We start from the raw sequence: 23,608 nt of genomic DNA, 5'->3' as shown, positions 1-23,608 counted from the left end.
CGTATTTTATGTGAGCGCTGTGACAAGCGGTACACGAACATTGGCAACATACAGGCAAGGACTCGTTAAATGAACACTCTTCAACCTGCAGCATTGGCGAAGTACATCGATCACACCTTGCTGGCTCCCGATGCCTCCCGTGAGCAGATCCGTACCTTGTGCGAGGAAGCCCGGGAGCATGGCTTTTATTCGGTGTGCGTCAATTCAGGCCAGGTCCCTTACGCCGCGTCGTGCCTGACCGACGATAGCGTGGTGATTTGTGCGGTGGTGGGCTTCCCGCTGGGTGCCGGCCTGAGCGACACCAAGGCATTTGAAGCCCAACGAGCAATTGCCGCCGGGGCAGGGGAGATCGACATGGTGCTCAATATCGGTTGGTTGAAGGAAGGTTTGCTGGACGCGGTGCGCGATGACATTGCCCTGGTCCACAAGGCCTGCGGCGCCGTGCCGTTGAAAGTGATCCTGGAAACCTGCCTGCTCAACGACGAGCAGAAAGTCCAGGCGTGCGAAATCTGCCGGGACTTGGGCGTGGCATTCGTCAAGACGTCAACGGGGTTCAGTCGAAGCGGCGCAACGGTTGAGGACGTGGCACTGATGCGCAAGACCGTAGGTGCCGGGGTTGGGGTCAAGGCGTCCGGTGGCGTGCGCGATTACGAGACGGCGATCAAGATGATCAATGCCGGCGCAACACGTTTGGGCAGCAGTTCGGGGATTGCGATTGTGGGCGGCGTGATGACGGCCGCGAGCGGTTATTGAACCGGATCGGTTTGATCGGTAGGGCCGCCCGTAACCTGATCCGCCAACTGCCTTGAACTCTGCCCGGCACCCGCGCTCGCAATAAGTAGGGCGCGGGTTTTACCGCGTGCCGTGTTCATTCAGTCAAGGGAGCAGACCATGGATACCTACAACATCAACAAGACCGGCACCGGTTGGGCACTGACCAAGCAGGGTTCTGCGCGGCCGTCGAAAACGGCGGAGACCAAAGAGGCGATCGTTGAGTTGGCGAAGGAGTTTCTCAGCGACAAAACGGCGTCGCTGAGGATTCACAGCATGGACGGGCGGATTCAGGAGGAGCGCACGTACCCGCGCAAAGCTGATCCGACGCGATCTCCAGGTTAACCGAGAACCAAATGTGTGCGGGCTTGCTCGCGAAAATGGTGGATCAGTCACACATGCATTGCCTGACACTCCGCTTTCGCGAGCAAGCCCGCTCCCACACTGGATTGACGTCCTGCCTTAGAGAATCGGCTTGCCGCCGGTCACCGCATACCGCGAGCCCGAGATGTAGCTCGCCTCATCCGACGCCAGCAGCACATAGATCGGCGCCACTTCCACCGGCTGCCCCGGGCGGCCCAGTGGCGTCTCGCTGCCAAAGCTGTTCACGTCCTCATCGGGCATGGTCGAGACAATCAACGGCGTCCAGATCGGCCCCGGTGCCACACTGTTCACTCGAATGCCCTTGCTCCCCAGCAGTTGCGCCAGGCCACCGGTAAAGTTGGCAATCGCGCCCTTGGTGGCGGCATACGCCAGCAACGTGGGCTTGGGCATATCGGAGTTCACCGAACTGGTATTGATGATCGACCCGCCAGCCTTCATGTGTGGCAGCGCTGCCTTGCAGATGCGAAACATCGCGGTGATGTTGATATCGAAGGTCTTGACCCATTCCTCGTCGGGAATCTTTTCCAGGGTCTCGTGGGTCATTTGAAACGCTGCGTTATTCACCAGCACATCGATACGCCCGAACTGCTCGACGGTCTGGTCGACAATGGCCTGGCAGTTGGCCTTTTGCGCGAGATCCCCAGGCAACAGCAGACACTGGCGACCGGCTTCTTCCACCCAGCGTGCGGTTTCCTTCGCGTCCTCGTGTTCATCCAGGTAGGCGATGGCCACGTCAGCACCTTCCCGGGCAAAGGCAATCGCCACGGCGCGGCCGATGCCGCTGTCGGCGCCGGTGATCAGGGCAATCTTGTTGGCCAGGCGGCCGGAGCCGGCGTAGCTCTTCTCGCCGCAGTCGGGGTACGGGTCCATCTTCTTCTGCGAACCGGGAACGGATTGGGCCTGGCTGGCGAAAGGTGGGCGTGGGTAGTCAGTCATCTCAATCTCCATAGATCACAACGGGTTCTATGGATTAGTGATTTTCAGCGGCGCGATAGTTGTAATCGATGCTGGCCGAGCCCGACGAATGGTTTGTGATCAACCGTGCTGGCAGGCATCGCCCAGGCGCATGTAGTCCAGCTCATGGCGCACGCCGTGGCTGTCGATGTAGACCATGTGGCCTTTCACCGGACCGCACTCGGTGGATGATTGGGTGCTGACGCGCACCACCTTGGCAATATCCAGGTCCTGGGAATAATCGTACGCCTCGCTGGCGGGTGCGCTGGCACTCACAGTGGGCGCCGGGGTTTCGCCTTGAGCGACGGCCAGTGTGCTGAACAGGCCCAGCACGGCGATAAGCAGATAACGCATGAGAACCTCCGACACCACGAAGATGGTGGCTTGACTGTGGGGCCCATTTTACAAAGCGCTCGCCGCAGGGATGAACGCCTGCGGGCCAATAGCAGACATCAGCCAAATCGATGTGCGCAGGGGCTTATATTCATTTGAGAGCTACAGCTGATTTTTTATTACTTCCAAAGCTCGATACCTCTGCGGCACAGTCGCTCCCTTTATTCCAGGCCCCGACTCAGGGGGCGTTGGCGGATGATTGTTGAGACGGGCGATAGGTCTCGTAAGGGAGCAAGGCATGGGTGTCAGTCAGCCCCTCGGTTACCCATTGATTGGGCAGATGTTCCAAAAGGATTACCAGTGGTTGTGCAGTTCAGTCAGGCGAACCTTGGGATGTCATCACAGCGCGCAGGACATTGCCTCGGAAACCTTCCTGCGGGTGTTGTCGCTTCCGGACCCCGCCGCTATTCGCGAACCTCGCGCGCTGTTGACCACCATCGCCCGGCGCCTGGTCTACGAAGGCTGGCGTCGGCAGGACCTGGAACGTGCCTACCTTGAAAGCCTGGCCCATGCGCCCGTGCCGGTGCACCCGTCACCCGAAGAGCGGGCGTTGGTAATCGAGGCTTTGCTGGCCGTGGATCGCCTGCTGGACGGGCTGTCTGCCAAAGCCAAGGCCGCGTTTCTTTACCATCAACTGGACGGTCTGACCTACAGCCAGATCGGCGAGCGCTTGCAGGTCTCCACCAGCCGTGTACAGCAATACATGGCCGATGCCTTCAAGCGCTGCTACCTGGTGATGGCCCAGCCATGAGCCTTTTGCGCCCGGAAGAGGCCGTGGTGGAGGAGGCCGCGCGGTGGATGGCCCTGCTGCAATCGGAGCACGCCAGCACTCAGGAACGGCAGGCATTCGAGACGTGGTGCGCGGCTGACATTCGTCACCGCCAGGTAATTGATCAAATGAGCGGTGGCATGGGGCTGTTGCGCAATCATGCATTGCGCGGAGTGCCCAGCGAGCACCTTTTGCATAGCCTGAAAGCACCGTCCAGCCGTCGACGCTTTGTCGCTGGCAGCCTGGGTGTCGTCGCGTTGGCAGCGCTGTTTCTCGGTCGTCGCCAGGGCTGGTTGGTGGATACCGGCGAGCTGTCCACTGGCACTGGGGAGCGTAAACACTTCACGCTGGACGACGGCAGCTTGCTGACGCTGAACGCACAGAGCCGGGCGATTGCGCGTTTCGACGCACACCAGCGTGTGCTGGAGTTACGGGAGGGGGAGTTGCTGGTGGACGTGGCCAAGGACCCGGCGCGGCCCTTCGTGGTGCAAACCCGGCATGGCCAGATTCGCGCGTTGGGTACCCGACTCCTGGTGCAGCGTGACGAAGCGTCCACCCGTCTGGTGATGCTGCATTCGCGAGTGGAAGTGGTCACTCAGGACGGCGCGCGCCAAATCGTGGAGGCGGGGCAGAGCATGCGGTTTGATGAGCAACACACCTTCGGCCTTGGCCCGCTCAAGGGCGATGAAGCCGGTTGGAGCCAAGGACGCCTTGAAATCCACGACCGGTCGTTAAGGGAGGTGATCGACAGCCTGCGCAGCTATCGCCACGGGATTCTGCGCCTGAATCCCAATGTGGCGCAGCTGCGCCTGAGCGGCATCTATCCCCTGGACGATACGGACCGCACCCTGCAGCTGCTGGAGAATTCATTACCGATTCGCGTGACGTATCACAGCGCCTATTGGGTAAGTATTGAGGCCCGTTAAACCGGTTATAAACTCATAGCATCTTCGCCTAAACACCGCCCTATAAAAACGCGTCTGCCGCTGCTCAACCCCTGTAGACACATTCAACAGGGAGATCCTCGATGTTCTTATTCAAACAACAATTACCTCGACTGACGCTGGCGGCGGCGTTGGCGATGGGCGTCTGCAGCAACTGCGTAATGGCCCAGGAAGCGGCCAGCCAGGTGTTCAGCTTTGATATCGCCGGCGGCCCGCTCGATTCGGTGCTGCTGGATATCTCCCGGCAGACCGGCGTGATGATTTCCTTCAATCAGCAGTTGGTTCAGGGCAAGCGCAGTGCCCCCATTCGCGGAGATTTGGGCAGCCTGCAAGCGGTGGACAAAGCGTTACAGGGCAGCGGCCTGCAAGTCAGCGATAGCGAGCAGGGGCTGACGGTGCACGCAGCGGCCGCGACCTCCACCAACGCTGTCCCGGCTGCGGGAAAAAGTACTGACTACCGTCTGGAAAAAGTCACCGTGACCGGCACGGCGATTCGTCGAGTGGACGCGGAAACGGCCGTGCCGGTGACCATCCTGCGGGTCGAGCAATTGCGCGAGCAGGGTGTGAGCACTACCGAGGAGTTGATCAACCGTATCTCGGCCAATCAGTCTTCCGTTGGCTCCGGGCGTTCGGTGGGTTCCAGCAGCGGTGGTGCAGCGTTTGCCGACTTGCGCGGGATTGGCGCGAACAAAACCCTGGTGCTGCTCAACGGCCGGCGCCTGAGCAACAACGCCGTCAACACCACTAACGGCTCCGGGGTGGACTTGAACACCATCCCGTTCGCCGCCATCGACCGTGTGGAAGTGCTGCGCGATGGCGCGTCGGCGCTGTACGGCACCGACGCGATCGGCGGGGTGATCAACTTCATCACCAAGACCAGCCTGACCGGCGGCCAGCTCTCCACCAATTACGATTCGCCGACGCGCTCAGGCGGTGGTGACAGCCATAACTTCAGCGGCAGTTATGGGTTTGGCGACCTGGCAGACGACCGCTTCAACGTATTTGGCGTGGTCAGCTACGACAAGCAGACGCGCCTGGCGGCCAAAGACCGCGACTACACCTACAACTACCAGCCCGGTCGCGGCCTGGATTTCACCTCGGGCACCGCCGCCCCGGCAAACTGGAGCCAGGGTAGCAACGCGACCAACCCGCTGGCTGGCTCCGGCTGCAATTCCCCCGGGTTGCTGTCGCGCAATGGCATCTGCCGCCAAAGCCTGTGGAGTTACCTGGACCTGGTGCCGGAAACCGAAAAAACCTCGGCCTTTGCCAAAGCCACCGGCAAGCTGGCCGATGACCACACCGTGAGCCTTGAGTACTTCTGGGCGCGCAACGAAAACCGCACGCAGATTGGCCCGGGCACCTTGATGGGCGCCCAGGTCAATCCGGGTACGGCGTTCTATCCGGGCAACGGCATCACGCCGGGTCCGACGGGTTTTGCCCTGGACCCGACACAGCCGGTGGATGTGAACTGGCGCGAAACCGACGCCGGGGCGCGCAAGCACGAAGATGACAACACCAGTCAGCGCCTGCTGCTGAGCTTCGAAGGCACCGTGGCGAACTGGGACTACAACGTCGGTGCGTCCTACAACCAGAACAAAGTGGTGCAAACCATTCTCGACGGTTATGTGAACGACCAGACCATCAGCCAGGGTATCGCCAATGGCGTGATCAACCCGTTCGGGCCGCAGAGCGAAGCGGGCAGGGCGTTGCTCGCCTCCAGCCGCGTCGACGGCGATTACGCCACCGCCGTTGGCCGGGTCAAATCCATCGACGGTCGCGTCAGCCGTGAAATCGGCGACTGGTTTGGCGCAGGTCCCACAGGCCTGGCGCTGGGGGGTGAATACCGCAAGGAAGATTTTCATCAGGACTTCGCCCAATTCGCCGAGACCGTGCAGAGCCTCGGCGTAGACCCCAATGGCGCGGTGCGTGGCAATCGCAGCGTCTCGGCCGAGTACGCCGAGGTCAATGTGCCGGTGCTCGACAGCCTGGAACTGTCCGCGGCGGTGCGTCATGACAAATACAGCGACTTCGGCAGCACCACCAACCCGAAATACTCGTTCCGTTTTCAGCCATTCAAAGAACTGGTGGTTCGCGGCGCCTACAGCGAAGGGTTCCGTGCGCCGTCGCTGTATGAGTTGTACAACCCGACCTACACCAGCTACACCGTGGCCAACTACAACGACCCGCGCCTGTGCCCGGGCGGTACACCGGCCAATGGCGGGATCGGTAACCGCGACTGCGCCCAACAGTTCCGCCGGCAAACGGGCGGCAATGGCAGCTTGAGCCCGGAAACCGCACGTAACGTTACCTTTGGCTTCGTGTTCCAACCCATTGAGCGCCTCAGTGCTGGCCTGGATTTCTGGTGGATCACCATCGCCAACCAGATCGCCGAATTCCCTGAGTCGTCAGTGTTCGACGACCCGGATGCCTACGGCGACCGCCTGATTCGCAAGGCTGACGGCTCCATCGATCACATCGTTACCGGCCTGGCCAACCTCGGGAAAACCAAGACCAACGGCGTGGATGTGAGTTTCGACTACCGCTTCCCGAGCACCGCCATCGGTGACTTCGGCATCGGCCTGCAAGGCACCTACGTCAACGAATACAAATACCAACAGGAGCTCAAGGGCGACTACATCGACAAACTCGGTGATTTTCGTGGCGGCGAATTCTCCACCGCTGGCGCCGTTGCACGCTGGCGCCACAGCCTGACCGGCACTTGGGCCCGCGGACCGCTGGGCGTCAGCCTGACCAACCGCTACACCAGTGGCTATCACGACTCGGACCCGGAAACCCATGATTCCGTAGGCTCCTACAACGTCTGGGACCTGGCGGGTACCTACAACTGGAGCAAGTCTCTGGCCGTCACATTGGGCGCGAAGAACCTGTTCGACCGCGCGCCGCCGTTCAGCAACCAGACCTACGCGTTCCAGAGCGGGTACGACCCCAAGTACGCCGACCCGTTTGGGCGGATCCTCTATACCCGAGTCAGTTACAACTTCTGATTTTTCATCAGGTCTGGACGCTGCTCTATAAATTAGGCTGGTCCGCTGCACCTACTTCCTAGGTGCAGCGTCATTCTCCTGTCCATAACCTTATTCCAAAACGGTATTTCCGCGCTTTTCATAAGACTCCTTATGATCACGTCATAACTCGTTATGACAAGTGGTCCTGATGAACGAATCAACCGTCGCCTTATCTCCTCTGTCCAGCGTTCCGCTGCATGCCCAACTGCGGGATTTGCTGCGCAGCCGCATCCTCGATGGTGAATACGCGCCGAATACCCAGATGCCTTCCGAAAGCGAGCTGGGAGCGCGCTTCAAAGTCAGCCGCATCACCGTGCGTCAGGCCCTGGGTGATCTGCAAAAGGAAGGCCTGATCTACAAGATCCACGGCAAAGGCACCTTCGTTTTCAAGCCCAAGGCTTATCAGAACGTCAGCACCCTGCAAGGGTTGGGCGAGTCCATGACCGAGCGCGGCTATGAAGTGATCAACCGTCTGCGCAGCTACCGCTTTGTGCCCGCTGACAAGTTGGTGGCCGAGCGCCTGGGCGTGGAGGAGGGCACCACTGTCACGCAGATCAAGCGCGTACGGCTGATCAACCGCGAGCCGGTGTCGCTGGAAATCACCTACCTCAGCCAGGCCCTGGGCGAACGCCTGGAAAACGCCGACCTGGTGACCCGCGACATCTTTCTGATCCTGGAGAACGACTGCGGCCTGCAACTGGGTCACGCCGACGTGGCGATTGACGCGGTGCTCGCCGACAGCGAACTGACCCAGGCGCTGAACGTGGAGGCGGGTTCGCCGATCATGCGCATCGAGCGCCTGACCCACACCGCCGACGGACAGCCGGTGGACTTTGAACACCTGTATTACCGCGGCGATGCGTTTCAGTACCGCCTGCGCATCGACCGTCAGCGAGGTAGCCGCCCGTGAGCCGCAAAACCCTGGAACTGGAATACGACATCGTGGTGATCGGCGGCGGCACCGCTGGCCCCATGGCAGCGATCAAGGCCAAGGAGGCCAACCGCGATTTACGCGTTCTGTTGATCGACAAGGCCAACGTCAAGCGCAGCGGCGCCATCAGCATGGGCATGGATGGGCTGAACAACGCGATTATTCCAGGCCACTCCACGCCGGAGCAGTACACCAAGGAAATCACGATCGCCAACGACGGCATCGTCAACCAGGCGGCGGTGTATGCCTACGCGACCCACAGCTTTGAAACCATCGAGCAGTTGGACCGCTGGGGCGTGAAGTTCGAGAAAGACGAAACCGGCGATTATGCGGTGAAAAAAGTCCATCACATGGGCGCTTACGTGCTGCCGATGCCTGAAGGGCACGACATCAAGAAGGTACTGTATCGCCAGCTCAAGCGGGCGCGGGTCAACATCACCAACCGGCTGGTCTGCACCCGTTTGCTGACCGACAGCGAAGGCGCAGTAAACGGCGTGATGGGGTTTGACTGCCGTACGGCCGATTTCCAGGTGATCAAGGCCAAGGCGGTCATCCTGTGCTGCGGCGCGGCCGGCCGCCTGGGCTTGCCGTCGTCGGGTTACCTGATGGGCACCTATGAAAACCCGACCAACGCCGGCGACGGCTACGCCATGGCCTACCATGCTGGCGCCGAGCTGGCGAACCTGGAGTGCTTCCAGATCAACCCGCTGATCAAGGACTACAACGGTCCGGCCTGCGCTTATGTCACCGGGCCCTTGGGTGGCTACACCGCCAACAACAAGGGTGAACGCTTCATCGAATGCGACTACTGGAGCGGGCAGATGATGTGGGAGTTCCACCAGGAGCTCGAAAGCGGCAACGGCCCGGTGTTTCTCAAGCTCGATCACCTGGCCGAGGAAACCATTCAGAACATCGAACAGATCCTGCACAGCAACGAGCGTCCCAGCCGGGGTCAGTTTCACGCCAACCGGGGCACTGACTACCGCAGCCAGATGGTCGAGATGCATATCTCCGAGATCGGCTTTTGCAGCGGGCACTCGGCGTCGGGAGTGTGGGTCAACGAGCGCGCCGAGACGTCGGTCAAGGGCCTGTATTCGGCGGGCGACATGGCGGCCGTGCCCCACAACTACATGCTCGGTGCGTTCACCTATGGCTGGTTCGCCGGCACCAACGCTGCAAGCTTTGTGGCCGGGCGCGAATTCAGCGCAGTGGATGCCCAGCAAGTAGCCACCGAGCAGGCACGGATCTACGCGCCGCTGGACCGCGAAGCCGGCCTGCCGCCAGCCCAGGTCGAGTACAAGCTGCGGCGTTTCGTCAACGATTACCTGCAACCGCCCAAGGTCACCCGCAAGATGGAAATCGGCTTGCAACGCTTTGCCGATATCGAGCGCGACCTGGACCAGATGAAGGCACACAACCCCCATGAATTGATGCGCGCGATGGAAACCAGCGTGATTCGCGATTGCGCCGAAATGGCCGCTCGCGCCTCGCTGTACCGCGCCGAAAGCCGCTGGGGCCTGTACCACTACCGGGTCGACCACCCGCAACGCAACGACGCCGACTGGTTCTGCCATTGCCACCTGAAAAAGGGCGACGACGGGCAGATGGTCAGCTTCAAGAAACCCGTCGAGCCGTATGTAATTCCGTTGGATGCCGAAGAGCTGCAGGCCTACGACCGCCTGCGGGTCGGCGCCCACGCGGCTGCCTGAACCTGCGTTGCACCGCTACAGCCAGAGAGCGCAAAAGCGCCAAGGACACAGTGAAATGGCCTATCAGCCCCAGGAAATATTCTTCCGCTCCAACGCCCCGGTGACGGTGGATGAAGACAAGTGCATCGCCGAAAAAGGCTGCACGGTCTGTGTCGACGTGTGCCCGATGGACCTGTTGGCGATCAATCCGGCAACGCAGAAGGCGTATATGGCGTTCGATGAATGCTGGTACTGCATGCCCTGTGAAAAAGATTGCCCCACCGGCGCAGTCAAGGTCGAGATCCCGTACCTGCTGCGCTGAGATCTGCCGCAAACGCCATCCGCCAACCCCGGACGCCATCCGAGTGACACCCCCTCGTTTCCCACCACGCCAGACCGTGGCGGAGACGACTCTTTCAACCATGATTCGAGGGGAACTACCCAATGTTATTGCGCGCAACCTTGGCCGGCCTGGTGCTGGCTTCCTTGAGCCTGTCGGCTCAGGCCCAAACGATCCGGGTAGCCATCGGCACCCAGGACACCACCATCAACTGTGCGGCGGGCGGCTTGCTGATCCGCGAGCTGGGGCTGTTGGACAAGTACCTGCCACACGACGGCAAGTACAAGGACGCTACCTACGACGTGCAGTGGAAAAACTTCACCAGTGGCGCGCCGCTGACCAATGAAATGGTCGCCGGCAAACTGGACTTTGGCGCGATGGCCGACTTCCCCGGCGCCTTCAATGGCGTTGCGTTCGAAGCGGCGGGTAAGCACAGCCTGTTTATCAGCGTGTTGTCGGGCAACATCAAGGGCAGCGGCAACGGCATTGTGGTGCCGATCGCTTCCAGCGCCCAGTCCCTGGCCGACCTGAAAGGCAAGACCATCTCCGTGCCATTCGCCTCGACGGCCCATGGCATGTTGTTGCGCGCTGTTGCGGCCCAGGGGTGGGACCCGCTCAAGGACGTCAACATCATTGCCCAGGCGCCCGAAGTGGCGGGCTCGGCGTTGCAGGCCAACAAGATCGACGCCCATGCCGACTTTGTGCCGTTTGGCGAACTGTTCCCCAACCGGGGTTTCGCCCGCAAAATCTACGACGGCTCGCAATCCGACACCCCGACGTTCCACGGCGCGCTGGTGGACCAGCGTTATGCCAAACAGTACCCGGAAGTGGTCATCGCCTACCTGCGCGCAAGTATCGAGGCCAATCAGTTGCTGGCCGCAGAACCGGAGAAGTACAGCGAGCTGATCGAAAAAGTCACCGGCGTCGAAGCCGAGGTCAACTATCTGTTCCATGGCCCGCTGGGCGTGCAGACCCGCGACCTGAGCTGGAAACCCGAATACCGCCAGGCGGTGGGTACCGCGATCGACACCCTCAAGCTGCTGAAAAAGGCCGACCGTGGCCTGGACCTCAATACCTTTATCGATGACCAGTACATCCGTGCCGCGTTCAAGGCATCTGGACTGGACTATGAGGCGCAATTGGGCAATTACACCCAATCCCCGCTGAAGGCCAACGATGCCCTGACCGGCAAACCGATCACCGACTGGAAGCATGTGGCGCAAATCTGGGTCAAGGGCGAGCCCAAGGTGCGCGATTACGCATCGGCCGAGGCGGCGTTCACCGCCCTGGACAGTCTGAACAAACAAGGCAAAGCGGTGCGCGCGGTCTATGCCCAGGCCCAGGACAGCGGCATCAAGCTGTTGGCCAGCCAGGCGTGGTTTGCGAGCAATCAGCAAGGCCAACTCAGCGCGTTCCTGCTCAAGGGGCAGGCGCAGCAGTTCGCCCAGGCTCAGGGCGGCAAGGTGTTCAACTTTACCGACGCCGGCGCGCAGGCCGTTGCCGGTCGCTGAGGGAGCGTGTTCATGACAAGCACCCCATGGCGCTGGCTGCCCAAGGCCGCTTCATTGCTGTTGTGCCTGCTGTTCTGGCAGTTGGCGGCCAGCCAGCACTGGAACCTGTGGCTGGTGACCTTTGCCAATGTGCCCACGCCGGGCTCCGTGGTGCAGGCCGCCCTTGGGCTGGCGGACTCGGGCAAGCTCGCCAGGCACCTGAGTGCGAGTTTGACCCGGGTGTTTGAAGGCTACCTGGCGGCAGCAGTGGTGGGCATCGGGCTGGGCATTGCGATTGGCCGCTCGAAGTGGGCGGAAGACCTGCTGTTGCCGCCATTGGAGGTGATCCGGCCGATCCCGGCGGTGGCCTGGATTCCGCTGGCGATCCTGATGTTCCCGTCGTCGGAGCTGTCGATGATCTTCATTACCTTCACCGGCGCGCTGTTTCCGGTGCTGCTCAACACCGTGCATGGCGTGGAGGGCGTCGACCCACGGCTGATCGCTTCGGCGCGCAGCCTAGGGGCAGGGCGCCGGGCGATCCTGCTGGAAGTGATCCTGCCAGGCGCCGCGCCGAGCATCATCACCGGCCTGGCCATCGGCATGGGCACTTCCTGGTTCTGCCTGGTGACGGCGGAAATGATCTCCGGCCAATACGGCATCGGCTATTACACCTGGGAGTCCTACACCATCCAGAACTATGCCGACATTGTCGTCGGCATGCTGTTGATCGGGGTGCTGGGCATGGGCAGCAGCCTGTTGGTCAAGCGCCTCGGTGCACTGTTCACCCCCTGGCATCGACCACGAGGTAAAGCCTGATGAGTCAACTTGAAGGGCGTGTCGAGATTCGCGGCTTGTCTATTGTATTGGGCGAAAAGCAGCAGGCATTCGAGGCGGTGAAAGCGTTGGATTGCAGGATCGAGCCGGGCCAGTTTGTGTGTATCCTCGGGCCGTCCGGGTGTGGCAAGTCGACCTTGCTCGGCGCGCTGGCCGGGCACCTCACGCCGAGCCAGGGCACCCTGGAAATGGACGGCGAGCCGGTTGCCGGGCCGTCCCAGCAGCGGGGCATGGTGTTTCAGCAACACACACTGTTCCCATGGCGCTCGGTGCGCGAAAACGTCGCCTTCGGCCTGAAGATGCGCGGCGTGGGCAAGGCCGAGCGTCTTGCTGCCGCCGATGACATTCTTCAACTGGTGGGCCTGGAAGATTTTGCCGAGCGCTGGCCGAACCAGCTGTCTGGCGGCATGCAGCAGCGGGTGGAAATCGCCCGGGTGTTGATCAATCGCCCCGGCCTGCTGCTGATGGACGAACCCTTCGGCGCGCTGGATGCCTTGACCCGCATGAAGATGCAGGCGTTGCTGCTGGACATCTGGACGCGTATCCGCACCACCGTGGTGTTTGTCACCCATGACATCGACGAAGCGTTGTTCCTGGCCGACCGCATCCTGGTCATGAGCCCACGGCCCGGGCGCATCATCGAAGACTTCCTGCTGACCTTCCCAAGGCCGCGCAGCACCGAATTGATGACCTCGCCGGAATTTACCCACCTCAAGCGCCATTGCCTTGAGCTGTTGCACCACGAAGAAGGGCGCCAGTTGCCACGGCTGAACCCACTCGGGCTCCCCAACGATCACCCAAGACCGCGATTTGCCATATGACCTATGAAACCGAAAACCCCGACATTGAAGCCCTGCGCCCCCGGCTGCAAGCGCCGGATGCTGGCATGCGCCGGATCGCCCTGATTGATCTGGCAGACCTGGAAGACCCCGACGGACTGGTATGGCTGGTGGACAGCCTACGCCACGACCCGGCCACCGAAGTGCGCGCCCAGGCCGCCAGCCTGCTGGAAGCCTGGGAGGAAGACGAAGTGGTCGAGGCGCTGTGCCAGGCGCTGACCGACACCGAGGTATCGGTGCGTGACGCAGCCGCCCAGAGCTTGAGCGTGCTCAAGACAACACGGGCGGGTGGATTGTTATTGCCCTGGACCACCCACGCCGACGTCAGTGTGCGCACGGCTATATTTCGTGCCTTGCGCGAGTTGCGCCTTGAAGCTGCGGCGCCGTCGGCACTGTTGGCGCTGAAGGATGCCGATGCTGGCGTACGCCGCGAAGCGGTCGGCGTGCTCGGCTGGCTAAAGCACCTGCCGGCACTGGAGGCCTTGGCGATATTAGCCAGCAGCGACCCGGACACCGAAGTCCGGCGCGCCGCCACCGGCGCCCTGGGTCTTGCCAGTGATGAGCGGGTGCTACCCGCGCTGTTTGAAGCGTTGCAGGACGCCACTTGGCAAGTGCGGGAGGAGGCGGCGACCACCCTGGGCAAAGTCGGTAGTGCCAGTGCAGGCGACGCCTTGATCAAGGCGCTGGCCGATGACTACTGGCAAGTCCGCCTGCGCGCCACCCGCAGCCTGGGTCGCTTGCGCTATGCCCCGGCGTTGCACGGGCTGGTCCTGACCTTGGGCCATAGCATCAGCAATCTGCGCAAGGAGGCCGCTCTGGCTCTGGGCGAATTGGGCGATCGCCAAGCCCTGGCTCCGTTGCGTGATGCCGCCGACGATGGCGACCCGGAAGTGCGCAAGGCGGTCCGCATTGCCCTGGCGCAACTGCAATGAACAGCGCACCGAAAAGCATTGGACGCGATGATGAAGGACGCTTGAGGCTGGAATGGCATGAAGGCGTGCAATGGATCGACCATGCCCGTCTGCGCCGTGAATGCCCATGTTCACAGTGCAGGGCCTTTCGGTTGAGAGGCATGCTGCCACTGGTATCGGACCGTGTTCGGGTACTGGAAGTGCATCCCCAGGGGTATGGCGTGCAGTTGATCTTCAGCGATGGGCATCAGCGGGGGATTTACCCGTGGGCCTATTTGGCGGGCATGGGGCTTCAGGCTGAGGCCCCAATTTCCACTGGTCAGGTACGCGGCTGAGGTTGCAGGTGCGCCGGCAGGCGGCGCAGCGTCCACCACACGGTGAGCATCGCCGCCACAGCGCTGAGTGCGATGCCGATCAACATCGGTGCCGGTGTGTGGTCGGCGAACAGGCCGGCCAGGGACATGGCCACGGCCGCGGTGATCATCTGGATCGCGCCCAACAATGCCGATGCAGAACCCGCTACGGCGCCGTGATCTTCCAGGGACAACACCCCGGCCGCCGGCAATAGCAGGCCGAGGAAACCAAAGCCGATAAACAGCAGCGCCATCATCAACGGCAGGCTGTTACCCCACAGTGTGGTAAGGGCGAGCAAGGTCATGACGGTCGCCACGCCGGCCACCGACCAACGAATCAGAGGGGCCAAACCGAAGCGGGCACTCAAGCGCGCCGTCAGTTGGCTAAGGGCAAAAAACGACGCTGCGTTGAGGGCAAAGCACAGGCTGAATTGCGTCGGCGTGAGCCCGTAGTACTCGATGTACACGAACGGCGCGCTGCCGATGAACACGAAGAACGTCGCCAGGCCAAAGCCGCCCACCACCGACAACCCGGTAAACACTGGATCGCGCAGCAACGCGCCGTAGCTGCCGAACGCATTGCCCAGGGTCTTGCCCAGGCGGCGTTCGGCGGGGTGGGTTTCCGGCAACTGCACGGCGGTCATGATCAGGCACAACACTGCGGCCACACCCAGCACCAGAAACACTTCGCGCCAGCTCCACACCGCGATGATCAGGCTGCCGGCCAATGGCGCGAGGATCGGTGAAATACTCACCACCAGCATCAACAACGCCATCAAACGTGCAGCTTCATGGCCGGTGTACAAGTCACGGACAATTGCCCGGGGAATCACCATCCCGGCGCAGGCGCCAAAGGCCTGCAACGCCCGGAAGCCGATCAGCGCTTCGATGGAGGGGGCGAGGGCGCAGCCAATGCTGCCCACGATAAAAATCACCAGGCCGGCATAGATCGGCGGTTTGCGCCCGAACACATCGCTGATCGGGCCGTAGAACAGCTGGCACACACCGATGATCATGAAGAACACCGTCAGGCTCATCTGCACCGCAGCGGGAGAGGCTTGCAGGCTGGCGCCCAGCGTTGGCAAAGCCGGCAGGTAGATGTCGATGGCAAACGGGCCGACGGCGGTGATCAAGCCCAGCAGCAGGGCGAGGTGGGCGATACTTCGAGACATGGTGATTCCGGACGGCGGTAAAAAAGAGCGGCCAGCTTAGTGATCACCCTCGGTGCATACAAGCCGGTGTTTACAGACTCACTACATAGTTATGAGGGGCTGGGTGTCGCGGATGACCCTTGATCAGCACATAAGCGCGTAACCTATTGATTTAACTCAACTAAATATCCATTTAGTCGAGTTAAACATTTTGTGAGTTCAAGGCTGGGCGAGGGCGCCTGTTCGGCGTTCGCTGATGCGTTCAACCGCCAACATATGCTCGGTGCCCCATTGGCAAAGAGGCCCCAAGGCCTTGGCCAGCGAACGCCCGAATGGGGTCAGGGAGTATTCGACCTTCGGCGGGATTTCCTTGAAGTCGATGCGATCGATGATTTCATCGCGTTCCAGCTCTTTCAACTGCTGGATCAGCACCTTATCCGTCACGCCGCCAACTGCACGCCGCAGTTCGCCATAACGGTGAACTTCATGGGCCAGGTGGAACAGGACCAACGGTTTCCATTTCCCGCCAATCACCGCCAGGGCGGCGTCGAGCCCGCAATTAAAGGTGCTATTCGACATGTTTGTGCCCTCAGGCTGAGTACTTACCAAAAGGTGCATACTATTCAAAACAATAGCGCGGATCTACGCTTGAGCCTCAACATTTATGGGAAACACTCATGAACAGACTCAACGGAAAAATCGCAGTCGTCACCGGTGGCAACAGCGGGATTGGCTTGGCCAGTGCCATACGTTTTGCGGCCGAAGGCGCACAGGTCGTTATCGTCGGACGTCGCCAAGAGGAACTGGACAAAGCGTTGGTCCTGATCGGGCATGACGCCGTTGCAATCCAGGGCGACATTTCAAATCTGCAGGATCTGGAGCGGGTATTCGCGCAGATCAAAACAGACAAAGGCCACATTGATGTGTTGTTTGCCAATGCAGGCTTGGGGGATCTGGAACCCATCGGATCGATCACCGAGGAATCATTTGATCGCACATTTGGCGTGAACGTGAAAGGCACGCTGTTTACCGTTCAAAACGCGTTGCCATTGATGAGCGCCGGCGGCTCGATTGTGCTGACAGGTTCGACGACCGCTTCGATGGGCACCGCAGCGTTCAGCGTGTACAGCGCCTCGAAAGGTGCACTGCGAAACTTTGCCAGAAGCTGGACGTTGGATCTGCAAGGCACGGGTATTCGGGTCAACGTGCTTTCACCTGGGCCAACGACGACGCCTGGTTTGGACCGAGCGCTTTCGGGAACCGGCCAGAAGGATGCGATTGTCGACTCGATGGTGACGCGCGTGCCGTTGGGTCGTATGGGTTTGCCAGATGAAGTGGCGAATGCGGCATTGTTCCTGGCGTCGGATGAAAGCAGCTTCATGACAGGCAGCGAGATGTTTGTGGATGGTGGTTTCGCTCAGGTGTGATTCAGGGTCATCGGCCAAATCGAGATGGGTTGGGTTTGGCCGATGAGGAGCGTGGTGCGCTGGTTGAAATCTGGTTGGCACTGCCCCTGATAATGAATCATATGATTGCGCATAATGGGGTTGACGTTATGGTACTTGTCGCCCGAGAGGGCAGAATCCGACGGCGGGAAAATCGCGAAGCCCCGGCGAGGATTTACCCATAACGTCTATTATGCGAGGCCAAAATAGTGCCGGATTATCCAAAGGTAAAGCTCACGGCTTCCTTTTCAGCGACTTCGTTGTACATGCGAACTTCTTCCGGTGAAGCTATGTAGGGAGGCTCTTCCTGGTAGCCGCCCTGAAGCACGGTATACGGATTGATAACGATCAAAAGCTTGTGACGGTACTGGTCCGGAGAGATGAATCGATCAGTTTCAGATTTGATAACACGCCAAAAAACACCCTCATATAGGGCCACATTCTCAGGAGATGCGAGCAACTCTTTGATATCCAGCGTTGTGGCGAACCGTCCCGGAATTATCCCGCCATTTCTTATTGGCACCTTGTAATTAGCATCTCCCCACTCTTCAAGCTCTTCGCTCATATGGCAATCCATCCCCGGATACAGCACTCTGTCCTCATTGGGGTTTTTCGCGAAATGGTGCCGCAGCGTCCAAAGCAGGTGATATTGGGATACGGCCTCGTGACTCTGAATGACCTCTCCAGCTTCGACACGTGTGACTTCCGCTAAGAAGGCGGTTTCGATCGGCCAGCTTATTGCCTGCTCGGTCTCTTGAGACCAGCTTCTCTTTCCGATAAAGATCTGATTTCTTACTCCTAGAAAGCTTGTCGTTCCGAACGGTTTACGTACTACACGTACTTTTTGTGAGCTATTTACGAACCGTTCAAGCAAAGCTTTCATATGGAAATGCTGTTTTTTTGTGAGCTGATAGCCTGGCTTTTTGTCCTTTTTTTCAGTCATTTCCAATTCCATTTTGTTTGGTTATCTCAGTTTTGCGCCCGATAGCATTTTATGCCATACCTCGACCTGCCTGAAGGGCATTAGGCGCCGCGCAGATCTTCGCTAGTGCGTTGCAACACCGGCGCCGATACCCGGCAAAGCCGGCCGGTCTATCGTCCAAAGAAAAACCCCAGCGTTCCTGAGAGCCCTGGTTTTTTTTGTCGCGTTCAAATTGCCTGTAGTTGAGGCGGTGTCACTTCGCGCCCTGATTACCCCAAGGCATTGCCCCGGGTTTTGTGCGAAGCCTGCGCGGTCCCGTGACGTGCCGCGCTATCATCGGATAGGTCCCGGCAGGTCCAATCTAGTAGTCTGAACCTAAGCAACTTTTGAGGTCTTGAAGGGAGTGCCATAAAGGGTGTTTCTGGTCGCTTCCAATCACCAAATCAATCTGTGCAGTGATCGCTAATAGCCTATCGTGCACGCCTGAAAGACCAGTTCTTTGCCCCTCCATCAACTCCGGCAAATACGCCCAGACATCCCCATTGAGAAACTCGATCCCAGCACCGTCCTCGCTGACCTGGATAGTTGCCAGCCCTTGCGGTGATAGGCCTAGCAGGTCAATGCAAATCGCCGGCTTGAAACACAGTTCTGCACCCGTCAAAAGCTGGACAACAATGAGATCCGTGCTCAGGTCATAACGCGCAGTAGCTGCGATTTTTCCTCGATCAGGCATTGCTAGATCTCTCGGGAGGGTTGGATTTTTATGCTGATTTTTCGCGTCCGCGAAAATGCTCACATGAGGGCAGGCCGGAACGGCCTGGGTGGGGGTGCTGTTACACCCCCACTTTACCGAAGACTTCTTCGGTTTCCGACTTCACTTGCTCGCTTTTTCATAGCGTTTCAATGGCAAAGCCAGGTTCTGTCGCTGCTTGTTTTCTTCCTTGTGAGCGTCGTCGAAATTGCGAATTTTCTCTAGCTCAAAAACGCGCTCCTGAACCAGCATTGCTCGGATGACTCGCTTCACTGTCTGTCGCGTGTCTTCCTCGGTTTTCCCTAATTCGCGCACCAGTAGTGCTAGGTCTCCGTCCTCAGTCAGCTCGTCGTCGTCGAACATGATCTGATCAGCTGAACAGCCCAAAGAGATGATTACCTTTTTGAGGTTTTCTGCTCGAGGGCTCGAAACCTCCCGCTCGATGTCTGCAAGCGTCCGCTCCGGGATACCGCTCAATTTTGCTAGCTCCTTCAGCTCAAGACCTTGCTTGAGCCGCTCTTGCCTGATCCTGGTGCCGATGCCCATTTTGCGTCTCCGAATGCGGTTTACCGTTTCTATCGGACAAGTATCGGCTAAAAACCGTTCTTTTCTCTTGACTCAAACGGAAGACCGCCTATGATTGCGGAATACCGTCCTTTTGGATGCAGTTAACCGCTTTTGACTTGTCAGTAAGGCGCTCGGATGTTCATAGATTGGCTAACCATTTCGCAGGAGCACGACCACGATCTACCTGTCGTGTGCGACGTGTTTACCTTGACGATAGATGCCAATACAAACGAAGTCCTTAGCACTCGCCAGCCTCGTTTCAAGCATGAGGCCAGCTTTTCGACATCGGTCACGATTCATGTTCAGGGTCGCAAGATCCGCGTTGAAGGAAATCCCAGCCGGGTAGGGCGGCTCGACAACTTGTTTGGTTTTACTTCTATCGAGCAATGCGTCTCGGTTTACAACGCGCTGTTGCGTGAATACGGCCTTCCTGGTTTTACCCGCTGTACTCGCATTGATATTCGCCAAGGTGAGTCAGGAGCAAAGTGCGGCGACCGTATCGCCGATGGGGCAAAGATTGAACGGATAGATTTGACCACCAACGTTTCATTGGGGGAGGGCAATGTTCTTGCCTATCTGCGCGGCGTTTCTAGCCAGCGAATCGGTCATTCCATCGGCTTTCTGTATCCCAACGGGCGCACTGTTGCTTGGACTTCCAAAGGAAATGGTAAAGGCGGTCGCCTTCAATATCGAAAGGCGTATGACAAGGCCTTTGAAATGGATCAGAACTGTCTTCCAAAGATTAAGCGTGTCTTTGGTGAGGACTCAGAAGAATACAAATATGTTCAGCGAGTTAAAAACTACTGCGCACAAGAAGGCGTAGTTCGCATGGAACAAGAGCTTAAGAGCGAATATTTACAGCGTGAGACCCTTTGTTATTGGGGCTTATTTGATGAAAGGCGTCTGGCCGAACTCCATAGTGAGTTTCTTAAAATAGATGAAAAGTTAAAGGTGACCGCAATGGACCTTCAGAGTATTGCTGACAAACTGATTGAACAAGGCATTTGTAAGGGGAGGGCTTCTGCAAATGCTACTTCTTCTTACGCCATTCTTTGGATGAGCGGTCATCATCACGGTTTGTCTCAGCGTGCTTTTGAAACTCATGCGGCTCGGCTTAATAAAATCGGCATTAATATTCGTAATGCTTGCGATACCAGTCGTTTTGCCCCGGTCTTCGTTCGGCAGTGCCGCGAGGTGACGAAAAGCACTTTGTCTGTGCCAACTTGGTATCAGCGTCCTAATCACCTGCACCAGGTTGCAGCGTGAGAACTGTAAGTTTTCAAGGTATTCAGCTTACAAGTGGCCAACAACGGCGTTTGGCTGAACAACAACGAGTACTAGGTGCTTTCATTAACCCTGTTCTTGCTCAGCAGGTCGAGCAGACATTCAAAGCTGTTGAGGCACGAAAAGAGCAGGGCGTTAAACCTGAGCGTATTTGGTTAGTAGAGCGTCAAGAAAAAGGGACAACCTGTGTAGCCGAATGGATGGGGTTCTAATGGATAAGAAGCAATTTCAAGTTCTGCGCTGGAATATTGAAGCAGATATTCGTAATCACGTCACAGATGAGTCGCTAGTAAAGAGTATCGCAAATGATGTAATGCGAACGGTGCTGGCTGACTTTTCAAACCAAGCTGTAGCTCGTCAACGGAATAAACGTCAATTTCTAACCTTCAGGCGCAACCCTGAAGCTATTGCGCCCAGTTGGGCATATCGTAAACCCGGCACTGTTCCTGGGTTTCCAACACTGAGATAAGGGCATCAACATGTCTAACGTTATCGTAGTTGAAGTAACTGGCAATCACCGCAGTGGTACTGCTGCAAAGTCTGGCAAGCCCTATTGCATGTTTGAAGCATATGCACATTTGCCAAATATTCCGTATCCGCAGAAGTGTACTTTTTTACGCTGAGACTCCGCAGCAGGTTCCTCAACCCGGAAAGTATGAGTGTGATGTGATTGCACAAGTTCGTGATGATCGGCTTATTTTTGAAGTCGATCCTCGTCAAGGGCGTCGCGTGAGTTCCGGCGCTCCTGGTTCTTCGACACCGCAGAAGCCTGCGTAATGACCGGTTTATTGCATTGCCCTGGTGAATTAATTATTCAGGGCGGTGTTCCCTCGTGTTCGGTCGATTGGGTTTCTGTTCCTTACATTGTCCCTTTTGACCCTTCACAACTTGATCCAGTTATTTTGGCTCAAGCTTTTGGCGCCGGGTTCACATTGGTAGCCAGCTTTATGGTTATGTCGATGGGAATTCGTGCGTTTCTAAACTTCATTAAACAATCCTGAGGATTCACCATGTTCAAAAAGACTGCTGCTGTAGCTGTATCCGCTGTTGCCCTGGCTGTTGTTGCACCTTCGGTTTTTGCAGCTGACCCTGCCGGTGGCTGGGACTATACGGGCCTAACTTCGTCTATCGACTTCAGCACCATTTCCGTTGGTGTCCTGGCTGTCGCTGGCATCCTCGCTGGTGTTTATGCCGGTATCAAAGGCGCGAAAATCGTTGTCGGTTTCTTGCGCGGTTAAGTCGCTTTCTCTGCGTGACCTGGGCGTCTTCGGGCGCCCTTTTTTTATAAAAAATGAGGCCGCTGCATGGATCAGCTCTATTACTTCGCCATGTTCGTCATTGGTTCCGGCTGTTCGTTCGCTGTCTTTTCGGGGTGGTGATATGAAAGCCATTTACTTATTGCCTTTTCTATTTTGGCTGCGTTTTCTTCCTCTGCTTCTGCTGGGTGGAAGTGCAGTGGATCCACTGCTACTTCGTATGCTAATGATTGCGCTACTGCTGGAGTTCAGAAAACTCCAGAGGCCTTGGTTAGCGCCTTTGTAAGCTCTGTCATTAGCTCTAATACAAACGTTAACCGAAAAGACTACAAGGCCGGCGCTTGCACATTGATTGGCTCGACCAATGCCAATTGTGCTTTCTCGTACACGTCTTTCGGAAACGTCATTAATAATAGTATTGGCACCGTTAAAGAGGCCGCCGTTTGCCCTCCAACTGTTGAGGCTCGTGGCCCGAATGCCAGTACCAGCAAGACAGGAGATAAATATTTTGTTATTTGGTCGGTTCGTACTGTTACTTCTGACATTTGCCATAACTCTTGCTCTTACCTTGCAAGTTCGCAAAGGTGGTACCTGCTATCTCGCTCCAGGCCTTACAGATACTGGTTTTTGTAACTTCTCTGTGGATCTCAATTCCGCGAGTCCTTCATGTGGTGCTGAAGCGGGTATACGGCTCCGTCGTTGGCGATCCTCTCACTCCCTCTATTGACCTGGCGACGGCGGCGGCGATGGCTCCAATCCTGGTGGAGGGGATGACGGCGGTGATGGCATGGTGGTAACGGTGGGGATGGTGATTCCGGTTTTGATGGTGAGCTGTCTTTCTCTAACCCTGGATCGTTGAATGCGGATGCCGTAATAGATAATGGGGTTAATTCTGTTCACTACGGTGTTTTTGTTCGTGGCATGGAAGTTGATCTTAACGAATCTGGTTTTGGTCAAGCGATGACTGAATTTAAGGAAAATTGCAGCTGCTGGTTCCGGTGGTCAGTGCCCAACTGCTGATGTTGCTATTTTAGGAACTATTGTTTCATTTGATGCTCATTGCGTGTTATTTGCTGAAATTTCACCATTGCTAAGCGCTGTGTTTCTTGCAGCTTGGTCGCTTATCGCACTTCGTGTATTCCTATCTGCGTGATCCCATATTAAGATTTGAGAAGCTAATGAAAAATCGCACCCTTAAATTATTTCGAACTTTTATATTTTATTAGCTGGGGTTTTTTTGGCTTGTTAGCTGCTTTTATTGTTGAAGTACTTGTTTTGCATTACTTTGAACTTGCATTGGGCTCCCAGACTTTTTTGGCCTTCTAATCTTAGATATTTACTATTTTTATAGTTGAGGTCGAAATGACAGCTTTTTGGTGACTGGCTTTTATCCATATTTCAAGAAATAATTCAATTCATAATTAATATTCCTGTTGCTATTGCAGACTGGTTATATCAGGCTCTTTTGGATCTGATTAGCGCTAGTTTCATCGTAGGCCTAATCACAAGTGCTGGTGAGCTTTTTGGCGGTATTGATTCGTCAGTATGGTATTTCCTTAGTATCTTTCAAATTCCCTTTGGGATTTCTGTGGTAATGAGTGCCTA

The 23,608-nt window shown here is 57.7% G+C and carries 27 protein-coding genes; 20 read left to right on the top strand and 7 right to left on the bottom strand.

Annotated elements, in window-relative coordinates; translation table 11 throughout:
• The first annotated feature begins 69 nt into the window (after positions 1-69).
• Both deoC and BLU46_RS00120 read left to right on the top strand, forming a co-directional pair.
• Positions 70-753 carry a deoxyribose-phosphate aldolase gene (gene deoC / locus BLU46_RS00125; RefSeq protein WP_093196978.1) on the top strand — a complete coding sequence of 228 codons (684 nt, stop codon included), beginning with the start codon at positions 70-72 and terminating at the stop codon, positions 751-753.
• A 138-nt stretch (positions 754-891) separates the two neighbouring features.
• Positions 892-1,116: a DUF2188 domain-containing protein gene (locus BLU46_RS00120; protein ID WP_003217639.1), complete on the top strand. Its 225-nt coding sequence runs from the start codon at positions 892-894 to the stop codon at positions 1,114-1,116.
• 117 nt (positions 1,117-1,233) lie between these two features.
• Here BLU46_RS00120 and BLU46_RS00115 read toward each other — a convergent pair whose 3' ends face one another.
• Both BLU46_RS00115 and BLU46_RS00110 read right to left on the bottom strand, forming a co-directional pair.
• Complete coding sequence (locus BLU46_RS00115; RefSeq protein ID WP_093196974.1) at positions 1,234-2,091, bottom strand: SDR family oxidoreductase; 858 nt, start codon at positions 2,089-2,091, stop codon at positions 1,234-1,236.
• Between the two features lie 99 nt (positions 2,092-2,190).
• Entirely contained in the window at positions 2,191-2,463 is a 273-nt protein-coding gene (locus tag BLU46_RS00110; protein WP_063030126.1) for a DUF2790 domain-containing protein, read from the bottom strand.
• Between the two features lie 277 nt (positions 2,464-2,740).
• On the opposite strand from BLU46_RS00110, the gene BLU46_RS00105 reads away from it, so the two are divergent.
• The 11 genes from BLU46_RS00105 to BLU46_RS00055 all read left to right on the top strand — a co-directional run bounded on the left by BLU46_RS00105 (position 2,741) and on the right by BLU46_RS00055 (position 14,609).
• Entirely contained in the window at positions 2,741-3,253 is a 513-nt protein-coding gene (locus BLU46_RS00105) for a sigma-70 family RNA polymerase sigma factor (protein WP_063030127.1), read from the top strand.
• Positions 3,250-4,197 carry a FecR domain-containing protein gene (locus BLU46_RS00100; protein ID WP_093196970.1) on the top strand — a complete coding sequence of 316 codons (948 nt, stop codon included), beginning with the start codon at positions 3,250-3,252 and terminating at the stop codon, positions 4,195-4,197. Before BLU46_RS00105 ends, BLU46_RS00100 begins: the two co-directional genes overlap by 4 nt.
• A 101-nt stretch (positions 4,198-4,298) precedes the next feature.
• Complete coding sequence (locus BLU46_RS00095) at positions 4,299-7,220, top strand: TonB-dependent receptor (protein WP_093196967.1); 2,922 nt, start codon at positions 4,299-4,301, stop codon at positions 7,218-7,220.
• Positions 7,221-7,389: 169 nt separating this feature from the next.
• Complete coding sequence (locus tag BLU46_RS00090) at positions 7,390-8,151, top strand: GntR family transcriptional regulator (protein WP_093196963.1); 762 nt, start codon at positions 7,390-7,392, stop codon at positions 8,149-8,151.
• On the top strand, positions 8,148-9,881 hold the full coding sequence (locus tag BLU46_RS00085; RefSeq protein WP_093196959.1) for a fumarate reductase/succinate dehydrogenase flavoprotein subunit: 1,734 nt from the start codon (positions 8,148-8,150) through the stop codon (positions 9,879-9,881). Before BLU46_RS00090 ends, BLU46_RS00085 begins: the two co-directional genes overlap by 4 nt.
• A 55-nt stretch (positions 9,882-9,936) precedes the next feature.
• On the top strand, positions 9,937-10,182 hold the full coding sequence (locus BLU46_RS00080; protein WP_003217650.1) for a 4Fe-4S dicluster domain-containing protein: 246 nt from the start codon (positions 9,937-9,939) through the stop codon (positions 10,180-10,182).
• A 122-nt stretch (positions 10,183-10,304) separates the two neighbouring features.
• Entirely contained in the window at positions 10,305-11,711 is a 1,407-nt protein-coding gene (locus BLU46_RS00075) for an ABC transporter substrate-binding protein (protein WP_093196955.1), read from the top strand.
• A 12-nt stretch (positions 11,712-11,723) separates the two neighbouring features.
• Positions 11,724-12,506: an ABC transporter permease gene (locus BLU46_RS00070; protein WP_063030135.1), complete on the top strand. Its 783-nt coding sequence runs from the start codon at positions 11,724-11,726 to the stop codon at positions 12,504-12,506.
• Positions 12,506-13,345 (top strand): ABC transporter ATP-binding protein, encoded by an 840-nt coding sequence (locus BLU46_RS00065; protein WP_093196951.1) that lies wholly within the window; start codon positions 12,506-12,508, stop codon positions 13,343-13,345. The genes BLU46_RS00070 and BLU46_RS00065 overlap by 1 nt, the downstream gene beginning before the upstream one ends.
• Entirely contained in the window at positions 13,342-14,295 is a 954-nt protein-coding gene (locus BLU46_RS00060) for a HEAT repeat domain-containing protein (protein WP_093196947.1), read from the top strand. The genes BLU46_RS00065 and BLU46_RS00060 overlap by 4 nt, the downstream gene beginning before the upstream one ends.
• Entirely contained in the window at positions 14,292-14,609 is a 318-nt protein-coding gene (locus BLU46_RS00055; RefSeq protein WP_093196943.1) for a DUF971 domain-containing protein, read from the top strand. The genes BLU46_RS00060 and BLU46_RS00055 overlap by 4 nt, the downstream gene beginning before the upstream one ends.
• On the opposite strand, the gene BLU46_RS00050 is transcribed toward BLU46_RS00055, so the two are convergent.
• Both BLU46_RS00050 and BLU46_RS00045 read right to left on the bottom strand, forming a co-directional pair.
• Positions 14,594-15,799: a multidrug effflux MFS transporter gene (locus BLU46_RS00050; RefSeq protein WP_093196938.1), complete on the bottom strand. Its 1,206-nt coding sequence runs from the start codon at positions 15,797-15,799 to the stop codon at positions 14,594-14,596. The two genes, BLU46_RS00055 and BLU46_RS00050, sit on opposite strands and share 16 nt — an antisense overlap.
• Positions 15,800-15,997: 198 nt before the next feature.
• On the bottom strand, positions 15,998-16,357 hold the full coding sequence (locus tag BLU46_RS00045; RefSeq protein WP_093196935.1) for a winged helix-turn-helix transcriptional regulator: 360 nt from the start codon (positions 16,355-16,357) through the stop codon (positions 15,998-16,000).
• Between the two features lie 98 nt (positions 16,358-16,455).
• Between BLU46_RS00045 and BLU46_RS00040 the strand changes: the two genes are divergently transcribed.
• The gene (locus BLU46_RS00040) at positions 16,456-17,205 is read left to right on the top strand and encodes an SDR family NAD(P)-dependent oxidoreductase (protein WP_093196929.1); all 750 of its coding nucleotides are present in this window, start codon (positions 16,456-16,458) and stop codon (positions 17,203-17,205) included.
• Positions 17,206-17,440: 235 nt separating this feature from the next.
• Here BLU46_RS00040 and BLU46_RS00035 read toward each other — a convergent pair whose 3' ends face one another.
• The 3 genes from BLU46_RS00035 to BLU46_RS00025 form a co-directional block, all read right to left on the bottom strand.
• A complete protein-coding gene (locus BLU46_RS00035; RefSeq protein WP_093196926.1) occupies positions 17,441-18,166 on the bottom strand; it encodes a hypothetical protein in 726 nt (241 codons plus the stop codon).
• A 340-nt stretch (positions 18,167-18,506) separates the two neighbouring features.
• Positions 18,507-18,878 carry a hypothetical protein gene (locus BLU46_RS00030; protein WP_093196923.1) on the bottom strand — a complete coding sequence of 124 codons (372 nt, stop codon included), beginning with the start codon at positions 18,876-18,878 and terminating at the stop codon, positions 18,507-18,509.
• Between the two features lie 141 nt (positions 18,879-19,019).
• Complete coding sequence (locus BLU46_RS00025; protein ID WP_093196920.1) at positions 19,020-19,442, bottom strand: helix-turn-helix domain-containing protein; 423 nt, start codon at positions 19,440-19,442, stop codon at positions 19,020-19,022.
• Between the two features lie 156 nt (positions 19,443-19,598).
• On the opposite strand from BLU46_RS00025, the gene BLU46_RS00020 reads away from it, so the two are divergent.
• The 6 genes from BLU46_RS00020 (at position 19,599) to BLU46_RS00005 (ending at position 21,985) form a co-directional block, all read left to right on the top strand.
• On the top strand, positions 19,599-20,729 hold the full coding sequence (locus BLU46_RS00020; RefSeq protein ID WP_093196917.1) for a phage/plasmid replication domain-containing protein: 1,131 nt from the start codon (positions 19,599-19,601) through the stop codon (positions 20,727-20,729).
• Complete coding sequence (locus BLU46_RS00015; protein ID WP_231988852.1) at positions 20,726-20,959, top strand: hypothetical protein; 234 nt, start codon at positions 20,726-20,728, stop codon at positions 20,957-20,959. Before BLU46_RS00020 ends, BLU46_RS00015 begins: the two co-directional genes overlap by 4 nt.
• The gene (locus BLU46_RS32725; protein WP_157721252.1) at positions 20,959-21,216 is read left to right on the top strand and encodes a hypothetical protein; all 258 of its coding nucleotides are present in this window, start codon (positions 20,959-20,961) and stop codon (positions 21,214-21,216) included. Before BLU46_RS00015 ends, BLU46_RS32725 begins: the two co-directional genes overlap by 1 nt.
• 10 nt (positions 21,217-21,226) lie before the next feature.
• Positions 21,227-21,370 (top strand): hypothetical protein, encoded by a 144-nt coding sequence (locus tag BLU46_RS33670; RefSeq protein WP_456291200.1) that lies wholly within the window; start codon positions 21,227-21,229, stop codon positions 21,368-21,370.
• Positions 21,371-21,523: 153 nt separating this feature from the next.
• On the top strand, positions 21,524-21,748 hold the full coding sequence (locus BLU46_RS32720; RefSeq protein ID WP_157721251.1) for a hypothetical protein: 225 nt from the start codon (positions 21,524-21,526) through the stop codon (positions 21,746-21,748).
• A 9-nt stretch (positions 21,749-21,757) separates the two neighbouring features.
• Positions 21,758-21,985, top strand: a complete 228-nt coding sequence (locus tag BLU46_RS00005) for a hypothetical protein (RefSeq protein ID WP_093196913.1) — start codon at positions 21,758-21,760, stop codon at positions 21,983-21,985.
• The last annotated feature ends 1,623 nt before the right edge of the window (positions 21,986-23,608 follow it).

This window comes from Pseudomonas yamanorum, from assembly GCF_900105735.1.
In the GTDB taxonomy this organism is placed as follows: domain Bacteria; phylum Pseudomonadota; class Gammaproteobacteria; order Pseudomonadales; family Pseudomonadaceae; genus Aquipseudomonas; species Aquipseudomonas yamanorum.
Note: the sequence above shows the minus strand (reverse complement) of the source record. Positions and strands in the feature narration are given on the sequence as shown.